Source organism: Chryseobacterium sp. JUb7 (assembly GCF_024806495.1).
Classification (GTDB): Bacteria; Bacteroidota; Bacteroidia; order Flavobacteriales; family Weeksellaceae; genus Chryseobacterium.
Genome location: NZ_JANUFF010000001.1, coordinates 564,934 through 583,544, shown reverse-complemented (window position 1 = coordinate 583,544; position 18,611 = coordinate 564,934). Strand labels below are relative to the sequence as shown.

At 35.4% G+C, this 18,611-nt stretch carries 17 protein-coding genes; 5 read left to right on the top strand and 12 right to left on the bottom strand.

Annotated elements, in window-relative coordinates:
* Positions 1–138 precede the first annotated feature (138 nt).
* From M2373_RS02715 to M2373_RS02670, 10 genes are all read right to left on the bottom strand, one after another.
* A complete protein-coding gene (locus M2373_RS02715) occupies positions 139–846 on the bottom strand; it encodes a GLPGLI family protein (protein ID WP_259107166.1) in 708 nt (235 codons plus the stop codon).
* Positions 847–963: 117 nt separating this feature from the next.
* Positions 964–2,325, bottom strand: coding sequence for an MATE family efflux transporter (locus tag M2373_RS02710; RefSeq protein ID WP_259107164.1), 1,362 nt, complete (start codon positions 2,323–2,325; stop codon positions 964–966).
* 88 nt (positions 2,326–2,413) lie between these two features.
* Complete coding sequence (locus tag M2373_RS02705; protein WP_259107162.1) at positions 2,414–3,598, bottom strand: sigma-54 dependent transcriptional regulator; 1,185 nt, start codon at positions 3,596–3,598, stop codon at positions 2,414–2,416.
* A gap of 47 nt (positions 3,599–3,645) precedes the next feature.
* Positions 3,646–4,314: a YggS family pyridoxal phosphate-dependent enzyme gene (locus tag M2373_RS02700; RefSeq protein ID WP_259107160.1), complete on the bottom strand. Its 669-nt coding sequence runs from the start codon at positions 4,312–4,314 to the stop codon at positions 3,646–3,648.
* A 208-nt stretch (positions 4,315–4,522) separates the two neighbouring features.
* Positions 4,523–5,389 carry a polysaccharide deacetylase family protein gene (locus M2373_RS02695; protein ID WP_259107158.1) on the bottom strand — a complete coding sequence of 289 codons (867 nt, stop codon included), beginning with the start codon at positions 5,387–5,389 and terminating at the stop codon, positions 4,523–4,525.
* 128 nt (positions 5,390–5,517) lie between these two features.
* Positions 5,518–6,246: a DUF72 domain-containing protein gene (locus tag M2373_RS02690; protein ID WP_259107156.1), complete on the bottom strand. Its 729-nt coding sequence runs from the start codon at positions 6,244–6,246 to the stop codon at positions 5,518–5,520.
* Between the two features lie 16 nt (positions 6,247–6,262).
* A complete protein-coding gene (locus M2373_RS02685; protein ID WP_259107153.1) occupies positions 6,263–7,141 on the bottom strand; it encodes a GLPGLI family protein in 879 nt (292 codons plus the stop codon).
* Positions 7,142–7,229: 88 nt separating this feature from the next.
* Complete coding sequence (locus M2373_RS02680; protein ID WP_259107151.1) at positions 7,230–10,070, bottom strand: heavy metal translocating P-type ATPase; 2,841 nt, start codon at positions 10,068–10,070, stop codon at positions 7,230–7,232.
* Between the two features lie 213 nt (positions 10,071–10,283).
* Entirely contained in the window at positions 10,284–10,844 is a 561-nt protein-coding gene (locus M2373_RS02675; RefSeq protein ID WP_259107149.1) for an AraC family transcriptional regulator, read from the bottom strand.
* The gene (locus M2373_RS02670) at positions 10,841–11,236 is read right to left on the bottom strand and encodes an acyl-CoA thioesterase (protein ID WP_259107147.1); all 396 of its coding nucleotides are present in this window, start codon (positions 11,234–11,236) and stop codon (positions 10,841–10,843) included. The genes M2373_RS02675 and M2373_RS02670 overlap by 4 nt, the downstream gene beginning before the upstream one ends.
* A gap of 307 nt (positions 11,237–11,543) precedes the next feature.
* Here M2373_RS02670 and M2373_RS02665 point away from each other — a divergent pair, with 307 nt between their 5' ends.
* Complete coding sequence (locus M2373_RS02665; RefSeq protein ID WP_259107145.1) at positions 11,544–11,936, top strand: RNA-binding protein; 393 nt, start codon at positions 11,544–11,546, stop codon at positions 11,934–11,936.
* Positions 11,937–12,108: 172 nt separating this feature from the next.
* Positions 12,109–13,665: a T9SS-dependent choice-of-anchor J family protein gene (locus M2373_RS02660; protein ID WP_259107144.1), complete on the top strand. Its 1,557-nt coding sequence runs from the start codon at positions 12,109–12,111 to the stop codon at positions 13,663–13,665.
* 54 nt (positions 13,666–13,719) lie between these two features.
* Here M2373_RS02660 and M2373_RS02655 read toward each other — a convergent pair whose 3' ends face one another.
* Complete coding sequence (locus tag M2373_RS02655; RefSeq protein ID WP_259107143.1) at positions 13,720–14,193, bottom strand: BlaI/MecI/CopY family transcriptional regulator; 474 nt, start codon at positions 14,191–14,193, stop codon at positions 13,720–13,722.
* Positions 14,194–14,202: 9 nt separating this feature from the next.
* A complete protein-coding gene (locus M2373_RS02650; protein ID WP_259107142.1) occupies positions 14,203–14,805 on the bottom strand; it encodes a phosphatase PAP2 family protein in 603 nt (200 codons plus the stop codon).
* Between the two features lie 126 nt (positions 14,806–14,931).
* Here M2373_RS02650 and pdhA point away from each other — a divergent pair, with 126 nt between their 5' ends.
* The 3 genes from pdhA (at position 14,932) to M2373_RS02635 (ending at position 18,601) form a co-directional block, all read left to right on the top strand.
* On the top strand, positions 14,932–15,933 hold the full coding sequence (gene pdhA, locus M2373_RS02645) for a pyruvate dehydrogenase (acetyl-transferring) E1 component subunit alpha (RefSeq protein ID WP_259107141.1): 1,002 nt from the start codon (positions 14,932–14,934) through the stop codon (positions 15,931–15,933).
* A gap of 95 nt (positions 15,934–16,028) precedes the next feature.
* On the top strand, positions 16,029–17,645 hold the full coding sequence (locus tag M2373_RS02640) for a pyruvate dehydrogenase complex dihydrolipoamide acetyltransferase (RefSeq protein ID WP_259107140.1): 1,617 nt from the start codon (positions 16,029–16,031) through the stop codon (positions 17,643–17,645).
* A 287-nt stretch (positions 17,646–17,932) separates the two neighbouring features.
* The gene (locus M2373_RS02635; protein WP_259107139.1) at positions 17,933–18,601 is read left to right on the top strand and encodes an ABC transporter ATP-binding protein; all 669 of its coding nucleotides are present in this window, start codon (positions 17,933–17,935) and stop codon (positions 18,599–18,601) included.
* Positions 18,602–18,611: the final 10 nt, after the last annotated feature.

Sequence of the window (18,611 nt, the reverse complement as noted above, 5' to 3'; positions counted from 1 at the left end):
CGGAAATGTAGAAATATTTAATTATTTTCAAATTTTGGAGCCTTATCTTTTTCAATATAGATATATCTGCTTTTAATTCCATTCTGAAGCATCGACTTTTTACTGTTAAGCTGTTCAATAGATTCTATCGTTTCATTTTTAAAAGAAGGTTTGTTCCCATTTTTTTATCCCTTCGGCTAGCATTCTTGTAGGGTTTTTATAAATATCCTCAATATACGCATTGAATTTTTCATTAGTTATGATGAGAGCCTGTTTGCCATAATGGGTCTCAAGAAAAGATTTTGTATCATACGTTTCTGCAAGTTTTATGTTCTTTACGAGCTTGTAAATGAAGTTCTTATCCACGTCTTCAATGATGAAAATCAATCCCGGAAGTCCACGGAATTTATAAGGCCCTTCCTTGATATTAATATCATTCGAAAACCAGGCAATCCAGCTTCTTCCTCCAAAAACAGCTGTTGCCTTTTGTAATTTATAGCCGTTATAATTCTGGATATCAGAAGATAAATTCCATTCTATTTCATCATCGGATTTTACAATAAAATATTCGAAAAAATCACGGTACTGAATATTTTTTGAAGAATTCGGTTTTCTTGTAATGAGCTGATCTGTTCTGGTGCTGTGTTTTGACACGATAGCCTGATGACTTTTATTGATAGAGTCGTTGTCTGCAAATTTTTTATCATAAAATTTTACAGATTCAGGGTTGATATCAAGATTCATAAGGCTTTTCTTGTAATCTTCCGTAGAATCTTTTCTGTATTGTAATTCGTAAATAAATCTGTTGGTCTGTGATTGATAAAAGAGTCCTGTACATAAACCTAACAGGAAAATAATTTTTCTCATTTAATTAAAGTGAAATAGCATAGTTATTAATCATTCAAAGATAATGAATTTGCTTTATGCAAGGAGATTCAAGAGTTTTTAATATAAAAAAAGCGATCCCTGAAGACCGCTTTTCTATTATAAATTCTGCTTTACTCTTTTCGCAGACATATTTAAAAATCGTTTGACCAGCATAACAGCAGAAACCGTTAATCCCAGTCCTAGGGCAATCCACATTCCGAAAGCTCCCATTTTTAACGTTACACAAAGGAAGTAGCCCAAAGGAATTGTAATAATCCAATAGGCGATAAAGGTATAAATAGAAGGTATTTTCACGTCCTGCAACCCTCTCAGCATTCCCAGTGCCGTCACCTGAATTCCGTCTGATAACTGAAATAAAGCAGCGATAATCATTAATTTTGAAGCGAGCGTGATCACTTCAACTTCTTCTTTTTTCGTAAAGAAAGTCGGTAGGATATTTCTTCCCAAAATGAAAACAATTCCACAGATAATCATGAAAATAAAGGCTATCTTCAGGTTATTGATACCTACTTTTCTTAACTCAACAAAATTCTGCTCACCCAGTTTTCTGCCAATCATCACGGTAGAGGCTACACTGAAACCGATACATAAATTAAAGGTAAATGAAGCCATACTCAACGCAATTTGATGTGAAGCGATATCATGAGCTGAAATCAAACCACAGATAAAAGCTGCTCCTGCAAAAGCCGTCACTTCAAAGAACATTTGCAAAGCAGTCGGGAAGCCAAGTCTTACCATTTTTTCAAACATTTCTTTCGTGAAAACCTGCATTTTCAATGAAAAGTCTTTGATGTATTGTCTTGTTTTCTTCTCTTTTAAAAGGACATAATACAAGAAAACCACCATGAAAACTCGGGCGATTAAACTTGCCAAGGCAGATCCTTTTACTCCCATTTCCGGAAAAATCCAGAGCCCCTTAATGAAAACATAATTTAATACGATATTAATAACATTGGCGATGATTGTAGCTTTCGTTACACCAATAGTATATGAAAGTCCTTCCGAAACCTCTCTTAATGTCTGAAAAGCCATAAAAGGAACAATACTGATCGCCATAATGCCTAAGAAGTTAACTGTATCAGGTACAATTTTCTCAGGCTGACCGGAATGATAGAGTAGAGGAAGTCCCAAAAGAAGGACGCCCATTAAAATAATTCCGACGGTCATATTAATAACAAATCCATGGCTGAAAACCGAGTTGATTGTTTTATGATCACCCTTGGAGTGCGCTTCTGAAACCAGCGGCGGAATGGCAAAAGAAAATCCCAATGCCAGAACAAACATTGAGAAAAATACTGCATTCCCTAAAGAAACAGACGCAAGGGCATCGGCACCTAATAGTTTTCCGACAATAATATTGTCGAACAGATTCACCGAGACCTGCCCCACCTGCGTCAACATCACAGGAAGAGCTAGTGTCAGGCATTCTTTTGTATAGTTTTTATTTAAAAAGTTCATAATCGTTTATATTCATATAGTTTAATTCAAAAAAAAAGATTTGCAGTGTAAAACTGCAAATCTTTATATAGTTAAAATAATATCATTATTATTTCCTTACAAAACTTGCAACGTCTTCGGCAGAAACAGTGTTTCCTCCTAAAATAATTAACCTCTCTACAACGTTTCTTAATTCTCTGATATTTCCGGTCCACGAAAGAGCTTTTAGCGCTTCAATAGCCTTATCATCAAATTTTTTCACGGCAGTACCGTGCTCGTCAGAAATCAGTCCCGAAAAATGATCTACCAACATTTTGATATCTTCTTTTCTTTCATCCAAAGGCGGTACATAGATTTCAATTACAGAAAGTCTGTGATAAAGGTCTTCTCTGAATCTTCCGGCTTCAATTTCCACCTGCATATTTTTATTGGTTGCCGCAAGTACTCTTACATCAACCTTTATTTCCTTATCGCTTCCCACAGGAGAAACTTTGCTTTCCTGTAAAGCTCTTAAAACCTTTGCCTGAGCAATTAAGCTCATGTCACCGATCTCATCAAGGAAAATTGTACCTCCGTTAGCCTGTTCGAATTTCCCCTGCTTATCTTTAATAGCTCCTGTAAAAGAACCTTTAACGTGTCCGAATAATTCAGACTCGATCAACTCAGAAGGAATAGCCGCACAGTTTACCTCTACCATCGGGCCTCTCGCTCTGTCACTTTGATTGTGAATTGCGTGAGCCACCAACTCTTTTCCGGCACCATTCGGTCCTGTGATTAATACTCTGGCATCAGAAGCTGCTACCTTTTCGATCATATCCTGAATCTTTTGCAAACCTGCAGATTCACCAATCATCTGATACTTTTTATTAACTTTTTTCTTTAAAGTTTTATTTTCTGTTTGAAGATTTTTGTTTTCTTTCTTCAGGGTTTCTTTAGCCAAAGCATTTTTAACGCTTGTGATCAAACGGTTAATATCAATTGGCTTGGAAATGAAGTCGTATGCACCATCTCTTAAGCAAGATACAGCTGAATCTATGTCTGCGTGTCCGGAGATCATAATAAAAGTACTTTCAGGCTTCAGCATTAAGCTTTGCTTTAAAAGTTCAGTTCCGGAAAGTTTAGGCATTTTTATATCAGAAATGACCAACGCGAAGTCTTCTTTTTCAATATGTTTGTAACCTTCTAGGCCGTCTTCGGCGATAACAAATTCATAGTCAGTTAGTTCATCAGAAAGAATACTGTGAAGTACTCCTGAGATTGCTTTTTCGTCTTCTACAATAAGGATTTTTTGCATAGTTGCAAATTTAGATTTTTTGATTGAATTATTAGCAAAAACTGTACCTAAATCGAAGGATTTGAATAATCTCTTCTGCCGAAAATTGCTGATCCTACTCTCACAGAATTGGCACCGCATTCAATGGCTATCGGAAAATCATCACTCATTCCCATAGATAATGTTTTTAGTGACTTAAGTTGATTTAACTCATCAAAAATTCTTTTTAGGATTAAAAATTCCTTTTTAACCTGATCTTTATCGTCTGTAAAAGTAGCCATACCCATCAGTCCGGTAATTTCAACATTCGGAAAATTTCCGTTGATGTATTTTTGAAATAAGTCTTTTGCTTCTTCAGTTTCCAGTCCGAATTTGCTTTCTTCTTCTGCAATTTTCACCTGAAGTAAGACCTTTATATTACGGCTGTGTTTGGCTGCCTCTTTATCAATTTCTTTAATAAGTTTTTCAGAATCCACACTTTGGATGGTATCTACAAATTCAGCAATATATTTCACTTTATTCGTTTGCAGGTGCCCGATTAAATGCCATTGAATATCTTTCGGGAGCAGCGGATATTTTTCTATAACTTCCTGAACTTTATTTTCACCAAATACTCTTTGCCCTAAATCATAAACTTCCTGAATAGCTGATACAGGGTGTGTTTTTGATACAGCAACCAATTGCACACCGTCCGGAAGCTGATTTTTTATATCGTTATAATGTTCTTGAATACTCATAAATGCAAATTTCTGAATTTTAAAGACGAAAAGCTAGTAAAAAACAATTTTAGTTTATAGCTGATTGTTTTTAGTTGATAGATAATTATTTTATAACGCGTTTCGACTCCGCTCAACGTGACTTACCAGAAATTAATTGTTATAATAAAACGGTTAGTATTAGTGATGTCATGCTGAGCAGAGTCGAAGCATTTATACCTATTTAAGATTAGTTCAAAACCTCATTAATCTTCGGATATTCAGAGATTTTTCTGAACACAAACCGATTGGTTTTCTGTAATTTTTCAATAAATAAATCCAGCTCGTTCACAGAATCAGTATCTGTTAAATACTGATCATGAGTTAAAAAAACAAGATGTCTGGATGTTTTTTCCAAATCATTAAAGAAAATGCTGTCTACTTTTTTAAGCATGGCTTCGTGGTTTCCTTTCAAGGCCATTTTATTGGACGGTTTCCATTCCAAATCCCAACCGATTACTTTATAGCCGGCTTTTTTCAGACTGTTGGCTGCTTCAGTTGAGCTTTTAAGATCAGTAACCGTAATATTATTCAGTCTCCATATATTTCTTCCCGGAGTCCTGGCGATTTTATCGTACAGTTTCAAACTGTCTTTGGCAGCGTCAAAATCCTGGACTACAGCCATCGGGTTTTTATAAAAATCAGTGTATTTATTATGAGCATGAGTAAAACTGTGGTTGGCCAATTCTACCAATTGATCTTGTCTTAAAAGCTCAAGATCCTCTTTTTGCTTTTTGCTTCCATAGGCGTGTTTTCCGACCAGGAAGGCGGTTGCACAGATATTTCTTTTGTGTAGAATTTTAAGAAGATTTTCGGTTCCGCGATTAGGACCGTCGTCAAAGGTAAGATAGATTACTCTTTTATCAGAAGTAACGTTTTCATCATCAATTTTGGGGACAATTTTTGCGGTGGGATCGTTTTTGGAAATTATCTTTTCAGATTCTTTCTTGTCTTTTTCCTGATTACAGCTGTGAAATAAAATTGAAGTTGCACTCATCAATGCAAACATCCCAAGAAAAGTCGTATTTCTGGACTTTTCCGCAAAAGTTTTTGTCATAAAATTTAATGGAATTTATTTGTTAAAAATCGTTAATTTTTCCAAATAATTCTTAACAAAATGCATGCCGATTTTATTGAAATTTCACTTTTTAAGGATATTTTAATAACTTTATTTTGAGTTGGCTTTTAATCGAGTATTTTCTTCAGATACAACGAATTATTAATAGCTGCAGTTCCCCAGGTATTATTGAAAAAGATAAATGTTTTATGTTGTGCTTTTTTGATTTTTTCAGCCAAAATACTAAGAAATTCTTCAGAGTATTCTGATTTGTACAGAATAGGTTTTCCGTGAAGACGATAATATAAAACCTCAGGATGATTAATGATCATTTCTTCGGGTAAATTTCCCGGAAAACTAACTCCTGAAAAAACAATGTAATTCTTTCTTAAAAGATTAAAAATTTCTTCTTGCCACCAGGATTCATGGCGAAATTCTATAACATTTAAAAAATCATCATTAAGGTTATTGAGAATAAGATCAATATTCTCCTGAGTGTTCTTAAAAGAGGGCGGAAACTGATAAAGAAACCCTGAAAGTTTTTCTTTTAAGCCGGATTGGATATGGTCACAAAATTCTGAAATGTCTTTTTTACAATCCTTCAGTCGTTTTTCATGAGAAATTGCTTTTGGAATTTTAATGAAAAATTTAAAATCTTCAGGAGTTTCATCAAACCATTTCAGTAAAGTTTTTTCTGTGGGCTTTCTATAAAACGTGGAATTAATTTCAACACTGTTGAATGTTTGGGAATATAAGGTGAGAAAATCTTTACTTTTCGAATCTTCGGGATACAATGATCCTTTCCAATCATTATTGTAAAAACCTGAGCATCCGACGTAAAGATTTTCTTTTTTCACTCTAATTTATTTTAAACTAGTATTTATACAAATCAGAATCCAATCTGTTATTATCTTTTTTTAAATTGTCTTTAAACTGTTTTTCATTATTTCTCATAGCTTCGTTTGCATCTATTTTCTTTCCGGTTGCCCCGTCTACAAAATTAAAGTTAGGGTTTCCTTGTGCATCATTTCCCGATGTTGCAATTCTTTGTTTTGTCACTTTATTCGGGTCTTGTACATATTCTCGCCACAGTTTATTAAACTTATCATTATTTACAGCAATTTCTTTGTCTGGCTTATTACTGAAAATAGGTTCTTTGTTAATAGTTTTATTAGCGATTAAGGTCATAACATGGCTTTGTGTTTTATCTTCCAGTTTGACAATTAGTCCCGGCAAGCCATAGAATTTATAAGGTCCATCCTGAAAAGGTAAATCCGTACAAAACCATGCTATCCATGATCTTCCTAAATAATTTGTTGTTGCTTTTTGAGCATTGTAGTTTCCTGTTTTTTTCTTTTCCGGAAATATTTTCCAAACAGGTTTTTTATCTTCTTCTATTTTATAAAAATCTAAACTCAGCGAGGTATGCAGATAGGTATTATAATTAGGGTATTCTTTAGTTACTTTGCTTCGAACTACCCCTTTGTAATTACTGTTGGGCTTTGCAAATGCCATCAGATTCTTAGTGTCTGTTTGTTTTTCAAATTCAGCATTTATAATAGAATCCGTTACAAAAATATCATAGCTGTAATATTTGGATCCTTTGCTGTCAACATCCAGAAACATGAGCTCTTTCGTAATATTTGCTTTATTTGTAGAATCTTTAATAAATTGATATTCATAGGCAAAACGTTGAACCTGTGCTGTATACAATGCACAAAACAATACAAAAAGAAATGTGTATTTTTTCATAATTAATTTTAAGTTATTAAGCTATCAGTTTTAATTTTTTAAAAATAACTTTTTTCTTATTGTTAATTATAAATTTTTCACATTATTTCTATTTGATATCTAAATTTACAGAGTTCAGTCGTAATGAATTTAAAATCACAGATAAAGAACTGAAGCTCATCGCTGCTGCTGCAATCATCGGAGATAACAGAATTCCAAAAAATGGATACAATAATCCTGCCGCAACCGGAACTCCCAAAACATTATAAATAAATGCAAAAAACAGGTTTTCTTTAATGTTTTTTAATAATTTCTCACTTAGCAATTTAGCTTTGGTTACTCCTAAAATATCACCTTTCAACAACGTAATTTCTGCGCTTTCAATAGCAGCATCGGTTCCGGTACCCATTGCAATACCGATATTAGCCTGAGCCAGAGCAGGGGAGTCATTGATTCCGTCACCGGTCATAGCGACTACTTTTCCTTGTTGCTGGAGTTTTTTAACCTCATTTAATTTATCTTCGGGAAGGCAGTTAGCCTTAAAATGTTTGATTCCAAGCTCTTCAGCTACAGCTTTAGCAGTATGCTCATTGTCACCTGTCATCATAATAATATCAATGCCTTCACTTAGTAACTGCTGAACAGCCTGTCTGGAACTTTCTTTGATTTTATCCGTAAAGCTTATAAACCCTAAGACATCCTTATTCTGCGCAATATAGGAGATCGTGTGGGCCTTTGACTGAATCTCTGTAGCTTTTTGCTTAATATCTTCAGGAATTGAAATCTGATGTGAAATTAAAAGACTTTCGTTTCCTAAATAAACTGTTTTACCATCAATATTACCTATTACACCTTTTCCGGAAATGTTTTCAAATTTCTCCACTTTTTCAGGAGATATATTTTCGCTTTTTGCTTTTTTAATAACAGCATTTGACAAAGGGTGTTCCGAATTTTGATTTAAAGAATAAGCCAGTTTTAAAATTAAATTTTGATCATTATTCCCCGTTTCAATATGCTCAACGGATGGCTTTCCTTCTGTTAAAGTTCCTGTTTTATCGGTAATTAAAACATTTACTTTATTCATCTGCTCAAGTGCGTCTGCATTTTTAATTAAAATACCGTTTTTTGCTCCTTTTCCGATTCCAACCATCAGAGACATTGGGGTGGCAAGACCGAGAGCGCATGGGCAGGCAACGATAAGAACAGCAACTGCATTTACAAAAGCAAACAGCGTTTTTTGACCTTCCGGACCGAATATCTGCCATAAAATAAAGGTTGCAATTGCAATAATGATGACAGCAGGTACAAAAACTTTGGCTACTTTGTCGGTCAGTTTCTGAATCGGGGCTTTGCTGCGGCTCGCTTCATTCACCATTTTTATGATCTGGGAAAGCAGAGTTTCATCGCCTACTTTTTCGGCTTTCATGATAAAGGTCTGATTCCCGTTGATGGTTCCTGAGGTTACTTTGTCATCAATATTCTTTTCAACAGGGATTGGTTCTCCGGTGATCATGCTTTCATCAACAATCGAATTGCCCTCTGTAATTTTTCCGTCGACAGGTATTTTTTCACCTGGTTTTACCCTTAACAAGTCTCCGATTTTAACTTGTGACAATAAAACTTTTTTATCCTCTCCATTGATGATTAAATTAGCTTCATCCGGAGATAAATTCATCAGTTCACGGATGGCATTTCCTGTCTTTTTGTGAGCTGCCGCTTCCATTAACTGCCCCAGAATAACAAGGGTTAAAATAACACAGACTGCCTCAAAATACAACGGTATTTCGTGGTTGTGGCCTCGGATTTCATGAGGAATGATGTCTGGAAAAGCTAAAGCTACCAAACTGAAAATGAAGGCTGCTGCAACTCCAAGTACAATTAAACTAAACATGTTCAGATTCCAGGTTTTGAAAGAAACCCAGCCTCTTTTCATCAAAAACCATCCTGAATAGAATAAAACAGGAAGTGTCAAAATCAATTCAAAAATCCCCTGAATCTGATGATTAAAAGGGAAATCGATAAACATTCCGCCCATTGACAGGATAAATACAGGAACGGTGAAGGCTAAGGAAATAATAAATTTTCTTTTTAGAATGGTATACGTTTCATCTTCTTCCTCGTCTTTATCGGGCATTCTTACCAAATCCATTCCGCAAATAGGGCAGTCTCCAGGTTCGTCTCTGATAATTTCAGGATGCATGGGGCAAGTGTACTTTGCGGTCTTCTTCTCAGGATATTTCACCAGGTCCATTCCGCAGATAGGACAGCCTACATTAGTATCATATACTTTGTCGCCTTCGCAGTACATCGGGCAAAAGTACTTTCCTGCCATTTCTTCGGTTACCTTCGGAGCTTCATGGTGATGATGATTGTGAGAATGATGTTCGTGGGAGGGGAATGACGAATTTTTAACCAAATCTTCAGTTATTTCTTCTAAATGCATATGACAAACGGGACAATCTCCCTTTTCATCATAGATTGTATCACTTTCACAGAACATCGGACAATAATATTTCCCAATATGATCTTTGAAGTTTTCAGGAAGGTGTGTTGAAGAATAAGTAGGTTTAAAATTAGGATCTTTAGCGTGTTTTTCTTCAATAGGAATCAGATACATATTGCAGACAGGACATCTTTTTCCTTGTTGGAAATAGACTTTATCACCTTCGCATTCCATCGGACAATAATAAACAGAAGATGGTGATACCCGGTCTTGTGGTTTTACAAAAGTTGTGTCTGGATTATTCGGATCTTCCAGCTGGTAGTTTCCGATTTCTTTGAGTGCTTTATTTAAAGTATTTAATTCAAATTCTTTATCGGAAGTGATAGTTACTTTGCTGTTTTCAAGATCTACATCAGCCGTAATACCTTCAAGGCTGTTAAGCTTTTCAGAAATTTTTTTCTGGCAGCCTGAACAGGTCATTCCGAGAACTTTATATTGTTTTTTCATGATCCTTTTAATTTATACTACAAATTTCCAAATTTCAATTTGAAGGCTGTTATAAATTTAAGGATAATGTTTATAGAATTCTGTTTGACCTTAAGAGTGGGAATCCGTAGGGATTTAGAGACTGAGAGAGTGGAAACTTTTCTCGCACAGATTTTACAGATTATCATGAGAAATAAACATTCAAGAAGCTGTAAAATCTGCAGGAGTTTTATTTTAAAAAGAATCTAAAGGTTTACGGTTGTGAACTTTCAGTTTTTTGAATTCGGTAGGAGTGAAGCCTGTGCTGTTTCGAAATTGTGATGATAAATGCTGCACGCTTTTATAGCCCAATTTTCCTGCAATTTCCGTCAGGGTAAATTCATTATATAAAAGCAGTTCTTTTACCTTTTCTATTTTTTGAAGAATAAAGAACTGTTCCAGTGTAATATTTTCGTTTTGTGAAAACGTTTTGGAAAGCGAGCTGTAGTCTTTATGAAATGCCGAACTTAAAAATTCGGATAAAAGAAAATTTTCAGCAATATCCAGTTCGCTGATTTTTACAATAATTAAATTTTTAATTTTCTCTATAAGTTGATGTGAAGAATCTTTTATTCTTTCAAATCCTGTTTTTATCAGAATTTCTTCAATAGAATCAAGGTCTTCTTCGGAAATATCCGTTTCCGTTTCTACTTCGCCTAAATTAATGGATTTAACCTGAATGTTATTTTCACCGAAAATAGCAGAAACAGCAGAAATACATCTGCCACAAACCATATTCTTTATGAAAATTTTCATAGCTGACTGTTTAGCCGGTCTTTGACAAATTCAACCTGAGTTTTACCGTGCGCCGCAGGATTTCCATCTTCACCAAGATTTACCATAACGATTCTGTCAACCGTAATAATGGTCTGGTGAGTCATTTTATTTCTGACTTCACAAGCCAATGTAATGGATGTAGATCCGAATTTTATCACCTCAATACCTATTTCCACAATATCACCCTGTTTTGCCGAACTTACGAAATTGATTTCTGAAATAAATTTTGTAACAACCTTTGTATTTTCCAATTGAATAATGGCATAAAGCGCAGCTTCTTCATCAATCCATTGCAGTAATCTTCCTCCAAAAAGTGAATGATTGGGGTTAAGATCTTCCGGTTTTACCCATTTTCTAGTGTGATAATTCATGTGTTTATTTTTTTGCATGACAAATTTAGCGTTTAAAACTGGCTTTATCAAACCTAGGGGATTTACTTATCTTAAAAGGATTATTTATTTTCTCAATCATCTTCGGATACCATTGACTAAAACGATCTTATTATGCCATTTTTCCGGATTGAATTTTATGCAATAAAATATTAAAAAAAATGTTTTGATTTGAAAATTTTAATTGTATCTTGCGATAGTTTATATTTGGAATCAATATTTGTTCATTAATTTATGTTGTTTTTCTTTTATATACCAAATTTTTATTAATTTTTTAATTTTATTTAAAATGAACATTTTTGTTTCAAACATCAATTACGCAACTAAAGAATATGAGTTGCACGATTTATTTGCTGAATTTGGCGATGTAACATCTGCTAAAATTGTTACGGACAGAGAAACTGGCCGTTCAAGAGGTTTTGGTTTCGTAGAAATGGGTGACGAAGAAGGTGCACAAGCTATCGAAGCGCTTAATCAGAAAGAATTCAACGGAAAAACTCTTAACGTATCTGAAGCTAAGCCAAGAGAAGAGAAGCCAAGAAGAAGTTTCGATAACAACAGAGGTGGTGGTTATGGAAACAACAGAGGTGGAAACGGTGGCGGTGGCTACGGTGGTGGAAATCGTAGCGGCGGTGGCGGTTACGGTGGTGGAAACAACCGTGGCGGTGGAAATCGTTATTAAAAAATATAAGCGGCTTTTGAGCCGCTTTTTTTATGGATATACCTTATTATATAGTTCAATTATAATTATATATAGAGCTTAACATAATATCTTTCCTGCCAATATTAGCGCTTTTTTTTTGGTTAACTTGCAGAAAATTCGTAAGTTAACGTAAAATTTAAGAACTAATATTATGAGAAAAAAATTACTTTTAGCATTATTTGCAATTCCAATCATTGCGAATGCGCAGTTTTTCCAGAATTTTGATGCCTCAACAACACTTCCTGCGGGTTGGACTGCCCTTAACGGAGGCGATACCAATACCTGGGCAATTGTAGATTACACCGGCGGAACAATCAGTGCTTACAGTGGAACAAATACAGCTTCCATAGGATATGGCTCTACTGCCCATGATGATTATCTGGTGACGCCGGCTATTACGGTGACGGCGGGAGTGAGCGACTTCCTTTCTTTCTACGCACGAAGCAGGGATCCTCTTTATCCGGAAACAATCAGTGTGAAAGTATCAACGACTACACCTACTGCTGCTGCATTCACAAATACGTTAGCTGCTTCTGTTGCTCCGGCGAGTGGAGCCAGCTTCTACAGATACACTTATGATCTGTCAGCATATGTAGGACAAACAATCTACATTGGTTTTTATTCTTCTACAACGGATATGTTCTTTTTTGACATAGATGATGTTTTTAATGGAGCTGCACCTTCTTGTGATGTTCCGTCTTCTATCGTTGTAAATAATGTAAATTCCAATTCTGCTAATGTAAGCTGGACTGCTTCATCTACTGCAGGCGCTACTTATCAGATTGAGTATGGAGCAACAGGCTTCACTCAGGGCACCGGAATCATTATTAATTCTAATACTCCTTCCGCAACGATTTCGCCTCTTAGTGCTTCTACAGCCTATCAGTTTTATGTAAGATCCAACTGTGCTGCAAATGGCTTCAGTGCGTGGTCGACAGTTCAGTCTTTCTCAACAACTTGTGCTGCAATAGCTACCTTCCCGTACACTCAAAACTTTGATAACGCTACAATACCTTCTTGTTGGGCAAATGAAGCTGTAGCAGGAGGCGGAACAGCTATCTGGGCATATGTTACAGCGAACGGAAACAGTAGTATTACTCCTAAATCTGCTCCTAGAATGGCAGAATTCAGAACCGCAACAGCTGGGAATAAAGCTAAATTACTAATGCCGCCATTAAATATTTCCGGACTTGCTACGCCTGAGTTGAGATTTAGCTTGGCAAACGTAAACTGGTTTGGTGATATTGATGAATTGAGAATTTTCTACAAAGCCAATCCTGGTGATGCATGGACACAGATAGGAAGTTCTTATACGACAGAAAATGCAGCCTGGCTTGATGTAAGCATTCCTTTACCTAATAAATCTGCTAACTATATGATTGCTTTTGAAGGTACATCCAACTGGGCAAGAGGTATTGATGTAGACAATGTATCTGTAGTGGATGCGTCTGTGGTATTGGGTGTAAATGATCTTGTGAAAAATAATAATGATGTAAAAGTATATCCAAACCCTGCAAGAGATATTGTAAATATTACTACCGATAAAAAAGTGAATAGTATTGAAATATTCTCATTAACAGGACAGCTGATAAAAACAGTAAACAAAGATTCAAAACAGATTAATGTTTCTGAACTGAAAAACGGTGTTTATCTTTTAAGAGTAAAATCTGAAGGATCAGATCAGTCATTCAAAATTGTTAAAGAATAATATTTCTGTTCATATACAAATAGAAAAGCGGCTTAAAAGCCGCTTTTTTTATGATTACTTTATATCTTTTTTCTTCTTTTTCTTTTTTTCTTTCCCCTTTTTATCCTTTTTAGGATTTAAAATTTCATTAGCTAACTCAAGTTTAGGCTCTTTTATTCTGGTCGGTTTTATTTCAATTTTCAAATCAAAATATCCTTTTAAATCTTCTTGGGAAATTAATTTTTCATTCAGTAATAACTCTAATATTTCTTTTCCGGAATTATTGAAAAAATTAAGAGAAAGTTCTTTTAATAAAAATTTTCTGTACTCTTCATGAGGAACGGTAACATTGTATTTAAAAATTCTTCCTTCCTTTGCGGTTGATAAATATCCTTTTTCAACTAATATTTTCAAGTACGTGGAGACTGTATTCTGGTGAGGTTTAGGTTCCGGATGATGCTCCATAATGTCCTTTAAATAAAACGATTCCAGCTTCCATAATAGCTTCATTAAATTTTCTTCGGCAGAGGTAAGATGATTTATTTTCATAGAATGTTCTTAATGTTGAAATTGTATGTTGCAATAAAGGTAAAGAAAAGATACCATAAAAGCAATTCCGGCGCCCATCAGGACTTCCTTTACAGTATGTCTTTTCAAAATTATCCGGGTGATTCCTACCAGTATGGCAATTCCCAGCCAGATGATTCCTATTTTTATATTAAGAGCAAAAAATAAGGCCGCTACAAATATATTGAACGAAGTATGCATCGAGCTTTTGATAAAATAATTACTGATCTGCATGGCAAAAAGCAGGATCAAAATAAAAAGCATGACAAAATCAATATATCCGTTTTTAAAATAATTATACACAATATAAGCGATGACACAAACTGCAATAAAAACATATAAAGTCTTTCTCTGTACCCGATTGGAAACATCCATATTGGTATATCTTCCTGTTTTTACATTCCATACCAGCCACGCAACCACAGGAATTATAATCATTAATAGAACGGGAAGAAAGTAGGTAATTGAGTCATGTAAGGAATAATTTCTTGAGCTCATATAAACGAAAAATATAAACAAAGAAACCAAAGGATTGAAAAAATCGGATATTATTTTTGAAATTTTATGTAATAATGAAGGCTGTTTTTCTTCCATAATTAAGTTTGATCATGTAAATATAATATTATAACTAAAAAAACAATTGGTCTATATACAATAAAAACAAAGTTTTTTTTATAATTTTGCTCAACTATTTCATAATAAATAAGCAAAGGCTAACACATGAAAGAATTTTCTAAAGAGGTATACCTGAAGTGGTATGAAGATATGACAATGTGGAGAAGGTTTGAAGACAAGTGCCGTTCTCTTTATTTAAAACAAAAAATCAGAGGTTTTTTACATTTGTACAATGGTCAGGAGGCGATCCCTGCTGGTTTCACGCATGCAATGGATTTAACTAAAGATAGTATGATCACTGCTTACAGATGCCACATCCATCCAATGGCGATGGGAGTAGATCCTAAGAGAATCATGGCGGAACTTTGTGGTAAAGCTACAGGAACGTCAGGAGGTATGGGTGGATCTATGCACATTTTCAGCAAAGAACATAGATTTTACGGAGGTCACGGTATCGTAGGAGGACAAATTCCTTTAGGAGCCGGTATCGCTTTCGCAGATAAGTTCTTTGACAGAAAAGCTGTAAATATCTGCTTCTTCGGAGATGGAGCGGCTAGACAGGGTTCATTACATGAAACGTTTAACATGGCGATGAACTGGAAGTTACCAGTAATTTTTGTTGTTGAAAACAACCAGTATGCAATGGGTACTTCTGTTAAAAGAACAGCTAATCACGAAGATATCTACAAACTGGGATTAGGATACGAAATGCCTTGTCTTGCTGTAGATGCGATGGATCCTGAAAAAGTAGCTGAAGCTGCTTACGAAGCTATCGAAAGAGCAAGAAGAGGAGACGGACCAACTTTCATCGAGGCCAGAACATACCGTTACAGAGGTCACTCTATGTCTGATGCTGAGCCTTACAGATCTAAAGAAGAAGTTGCTCTTCACAAAAACGATGACCCTATTGAATTGATCAAACACAGAATTTTATCAAACAACTGGGCTACTGAAGAGGAATTGGAAGCTACGGATAACAAATCAAGAGACTTTGTTGAAGAATGTATCGAATTCATGGAAAACTCTCCGTATCCGGATCCAGAGAAAGTATATGAGTACGTTTATGCTCAGGAAAATTATCCATTCTTAGATAAATTAGAAAACTAATAATAATTTGCTGATAGGATGATATGGTGTGTTATTTTTTAACTTTCACTTTTATTATCATCACTTCATCACATTAACAAATTAAAAATTAAATTATGGCAGAAGTTATTACAATGCCACGTCTTTCCGATACAATGACGGAAGGTAAGGTGGCAAAATGGCATAAAAAAGTAGGCGATAAAGTAAAAGAAGGAGATATTTTAGCTGAAATTGAAACAGATAAAGCTGTTCAGGATTTCGAATCTGAGATGGAGGGAACTCTTTTATACGTAGGTGTAGAAGAAGGTGCTGCTGCTGCTGTAGATTCCGTTTTGGCAATTATCGGTAATGAAGGAGAAGATATTTCAGGATTGACGGGTGGAGCTGCTGCTCCGGCTGCGGGTGGTTCTGAAGAAAAAAAATCTGAAGAAGAATCTAAAACAGAAAATAATTCTACAAGCGTAGAGCAGGCTTCTGCGGAAGTGCCTGCAGGAGTAGAAGTGATCACAATGCCAAGACTTTCTGATACAATGACAGAAGGAAAAGTAGCGAAGTGGCACAAAAATGTTGGTGATACAGTAAAAGAAGGTGATCTTCTTGCTGAGATCGAAACAGATAAGGCAGTTCAGGATTTTGAATCCGAATTCAATGGGGTTTTATTAAAGCAAGGTGTTGAAGAAGGTGGTGCTGCTCCGGTTGATTCCGTATTGGCGATCATCGGACCTGAAGGAACGGATGTTTCAGGAGTTGGTGCTCCTAAAGCTGCTGCTGAAACAACACAAAAGCCAGCTGAACAAAAAGCTGAAGCTCCGAAACAAACAACTGATAACCAAAAACCTGCAACCAGCAACAATGAAAGAGTTGCAATTTCTCCTTTAGCGAAGAAAATAGCGCAGGAAAAAGGTGTTGATATTCATAGTGTTCAGGGTTCTGGTGAAAACGGAAGAATCGTTAAAAAGGATATTCAAAACTATCAGCCATCTGCGAAATCTGCTGCTTCTGCATCAACGGCAAGTCCTGCTGCTGCTCAGGTTGCATTAAGCTTCGTACAGGGTGAAGATACAGAAACTCCAAACTCACAGGTAAGAAATATCATCGCGAAACGTCTTGCTGAAAGTAAATTCTCTGCTCCTCACTATTACTTAATGGTGGAGATCAATATGGATAAAGCAATTGAGGCCAGAAAAGAAATCAATTCTTTACCTGATACAAAAATTTCTTTCAATGATATGATCATTAAAGCGACTGCAGTTGCTTTAAGAAAACACCCGCAGGTAAATTCTAGCTGGGCAGGTGATAAGATCATTCACAGAGGAAACATCAATGTAGGAGTGGCTGTTGCAATTCCTGACGGATTGGTGGTTCCTGTTCTTAAGAATACTGACCAGATGAACTATACTCAGATTTCTGCTGCTGTAAAAGATATGGCGGCAAGAGCTAAGAATAAAGGTCTTAAGGCAAACGAAATGGAAGGTTCTACATTCTCTATCTCAAACCTGGGGATGTTCGGAATTGAAACATTTACAAGTATTATCAATCAGCCAAACTCTGCAATCCTTTCAGTGGGAGCAATTATCGAGAAACCAATTGTGAAAAATGGTCAGATCGTAGTTGGAAACATCATGAAGCTTTCATTAGCTTGTGACCACAGAGTGGTAGATGGTGCTACAGGTGCTCAATTCTTACAGACATTAAAAACATATTTAGAAAGTCCTTTAACTTTGTTACTGTAATTTCTAAATTTTTTAAAATACAAAACCTCTCAATTTTGGGAGGTTTTTTGTTTTAAATTATACTTAAAAAATGCTTCGACTCCCCTCAGCCTGACATCTCTAATACTCTCCGATTATTCAACAATAATATATAATTACATAATGTAAGAACAGTTGGTATTTGCAGGGTCATGCTGGGCTTGTCGAAGCATCTTAAACACTTATGCTAAATTAAAAATTCAAATTCACCACTCACAAATCCATTTAAAATTATTCAATATTTCAAATCAAATCACTATTTTTGAGTCATGATTAAAGCAAGGAATATCCATAAATCATATGGGAATTTAGAAGTGTTAAAAGGCGTTGATATTCATATCAAAACAGGAGAGGTTGTTTCTATTGTCGGAGAATCAGGAGCGGGAAAATCTACACTTTTACAGATTTTAGGAACATTGGATTTACCTTCAAATTCCAAAAATTTTGATACTGAAATTGAAATTGCCGGAGAGTCGTTTATCAATATGAATGACAAACAGCTTTCTAGATTCAGAAACCAGAATATAGGTTTTGTATTTCAGTTTCACCAGTTGCTTCCGGAATTTACGGCTTTAGAAAACGTCCTTTTACCTACAAAAATTGCTGGAGCCAATGAAAAAGAAGCATTAGACAAGGCATATGCTCTATTTGAAGATCTTAAAATCGAACAGAGACTGCATCATAAGCCTAATCAGTTGTCAGGTGGGGAAGCCCAGAGAGTCGCTGTGGCAAGAGCTTTAATTAATTCACCGAAAATTATTTTTGCTGATGAGCCTACTGGAAATTTAGATTCCAAAAATGCAGATGATTTACATCGGTTATTCTTTGATTTAAGAGATAAATACGACCAGACTTTCGTGATTGTAACCCACAATCCGAACCTTGCTGAGATTACCGACAGAAAATTGGTTATGAAGGACGGAATGATCATCGAATAAAAATTCGATA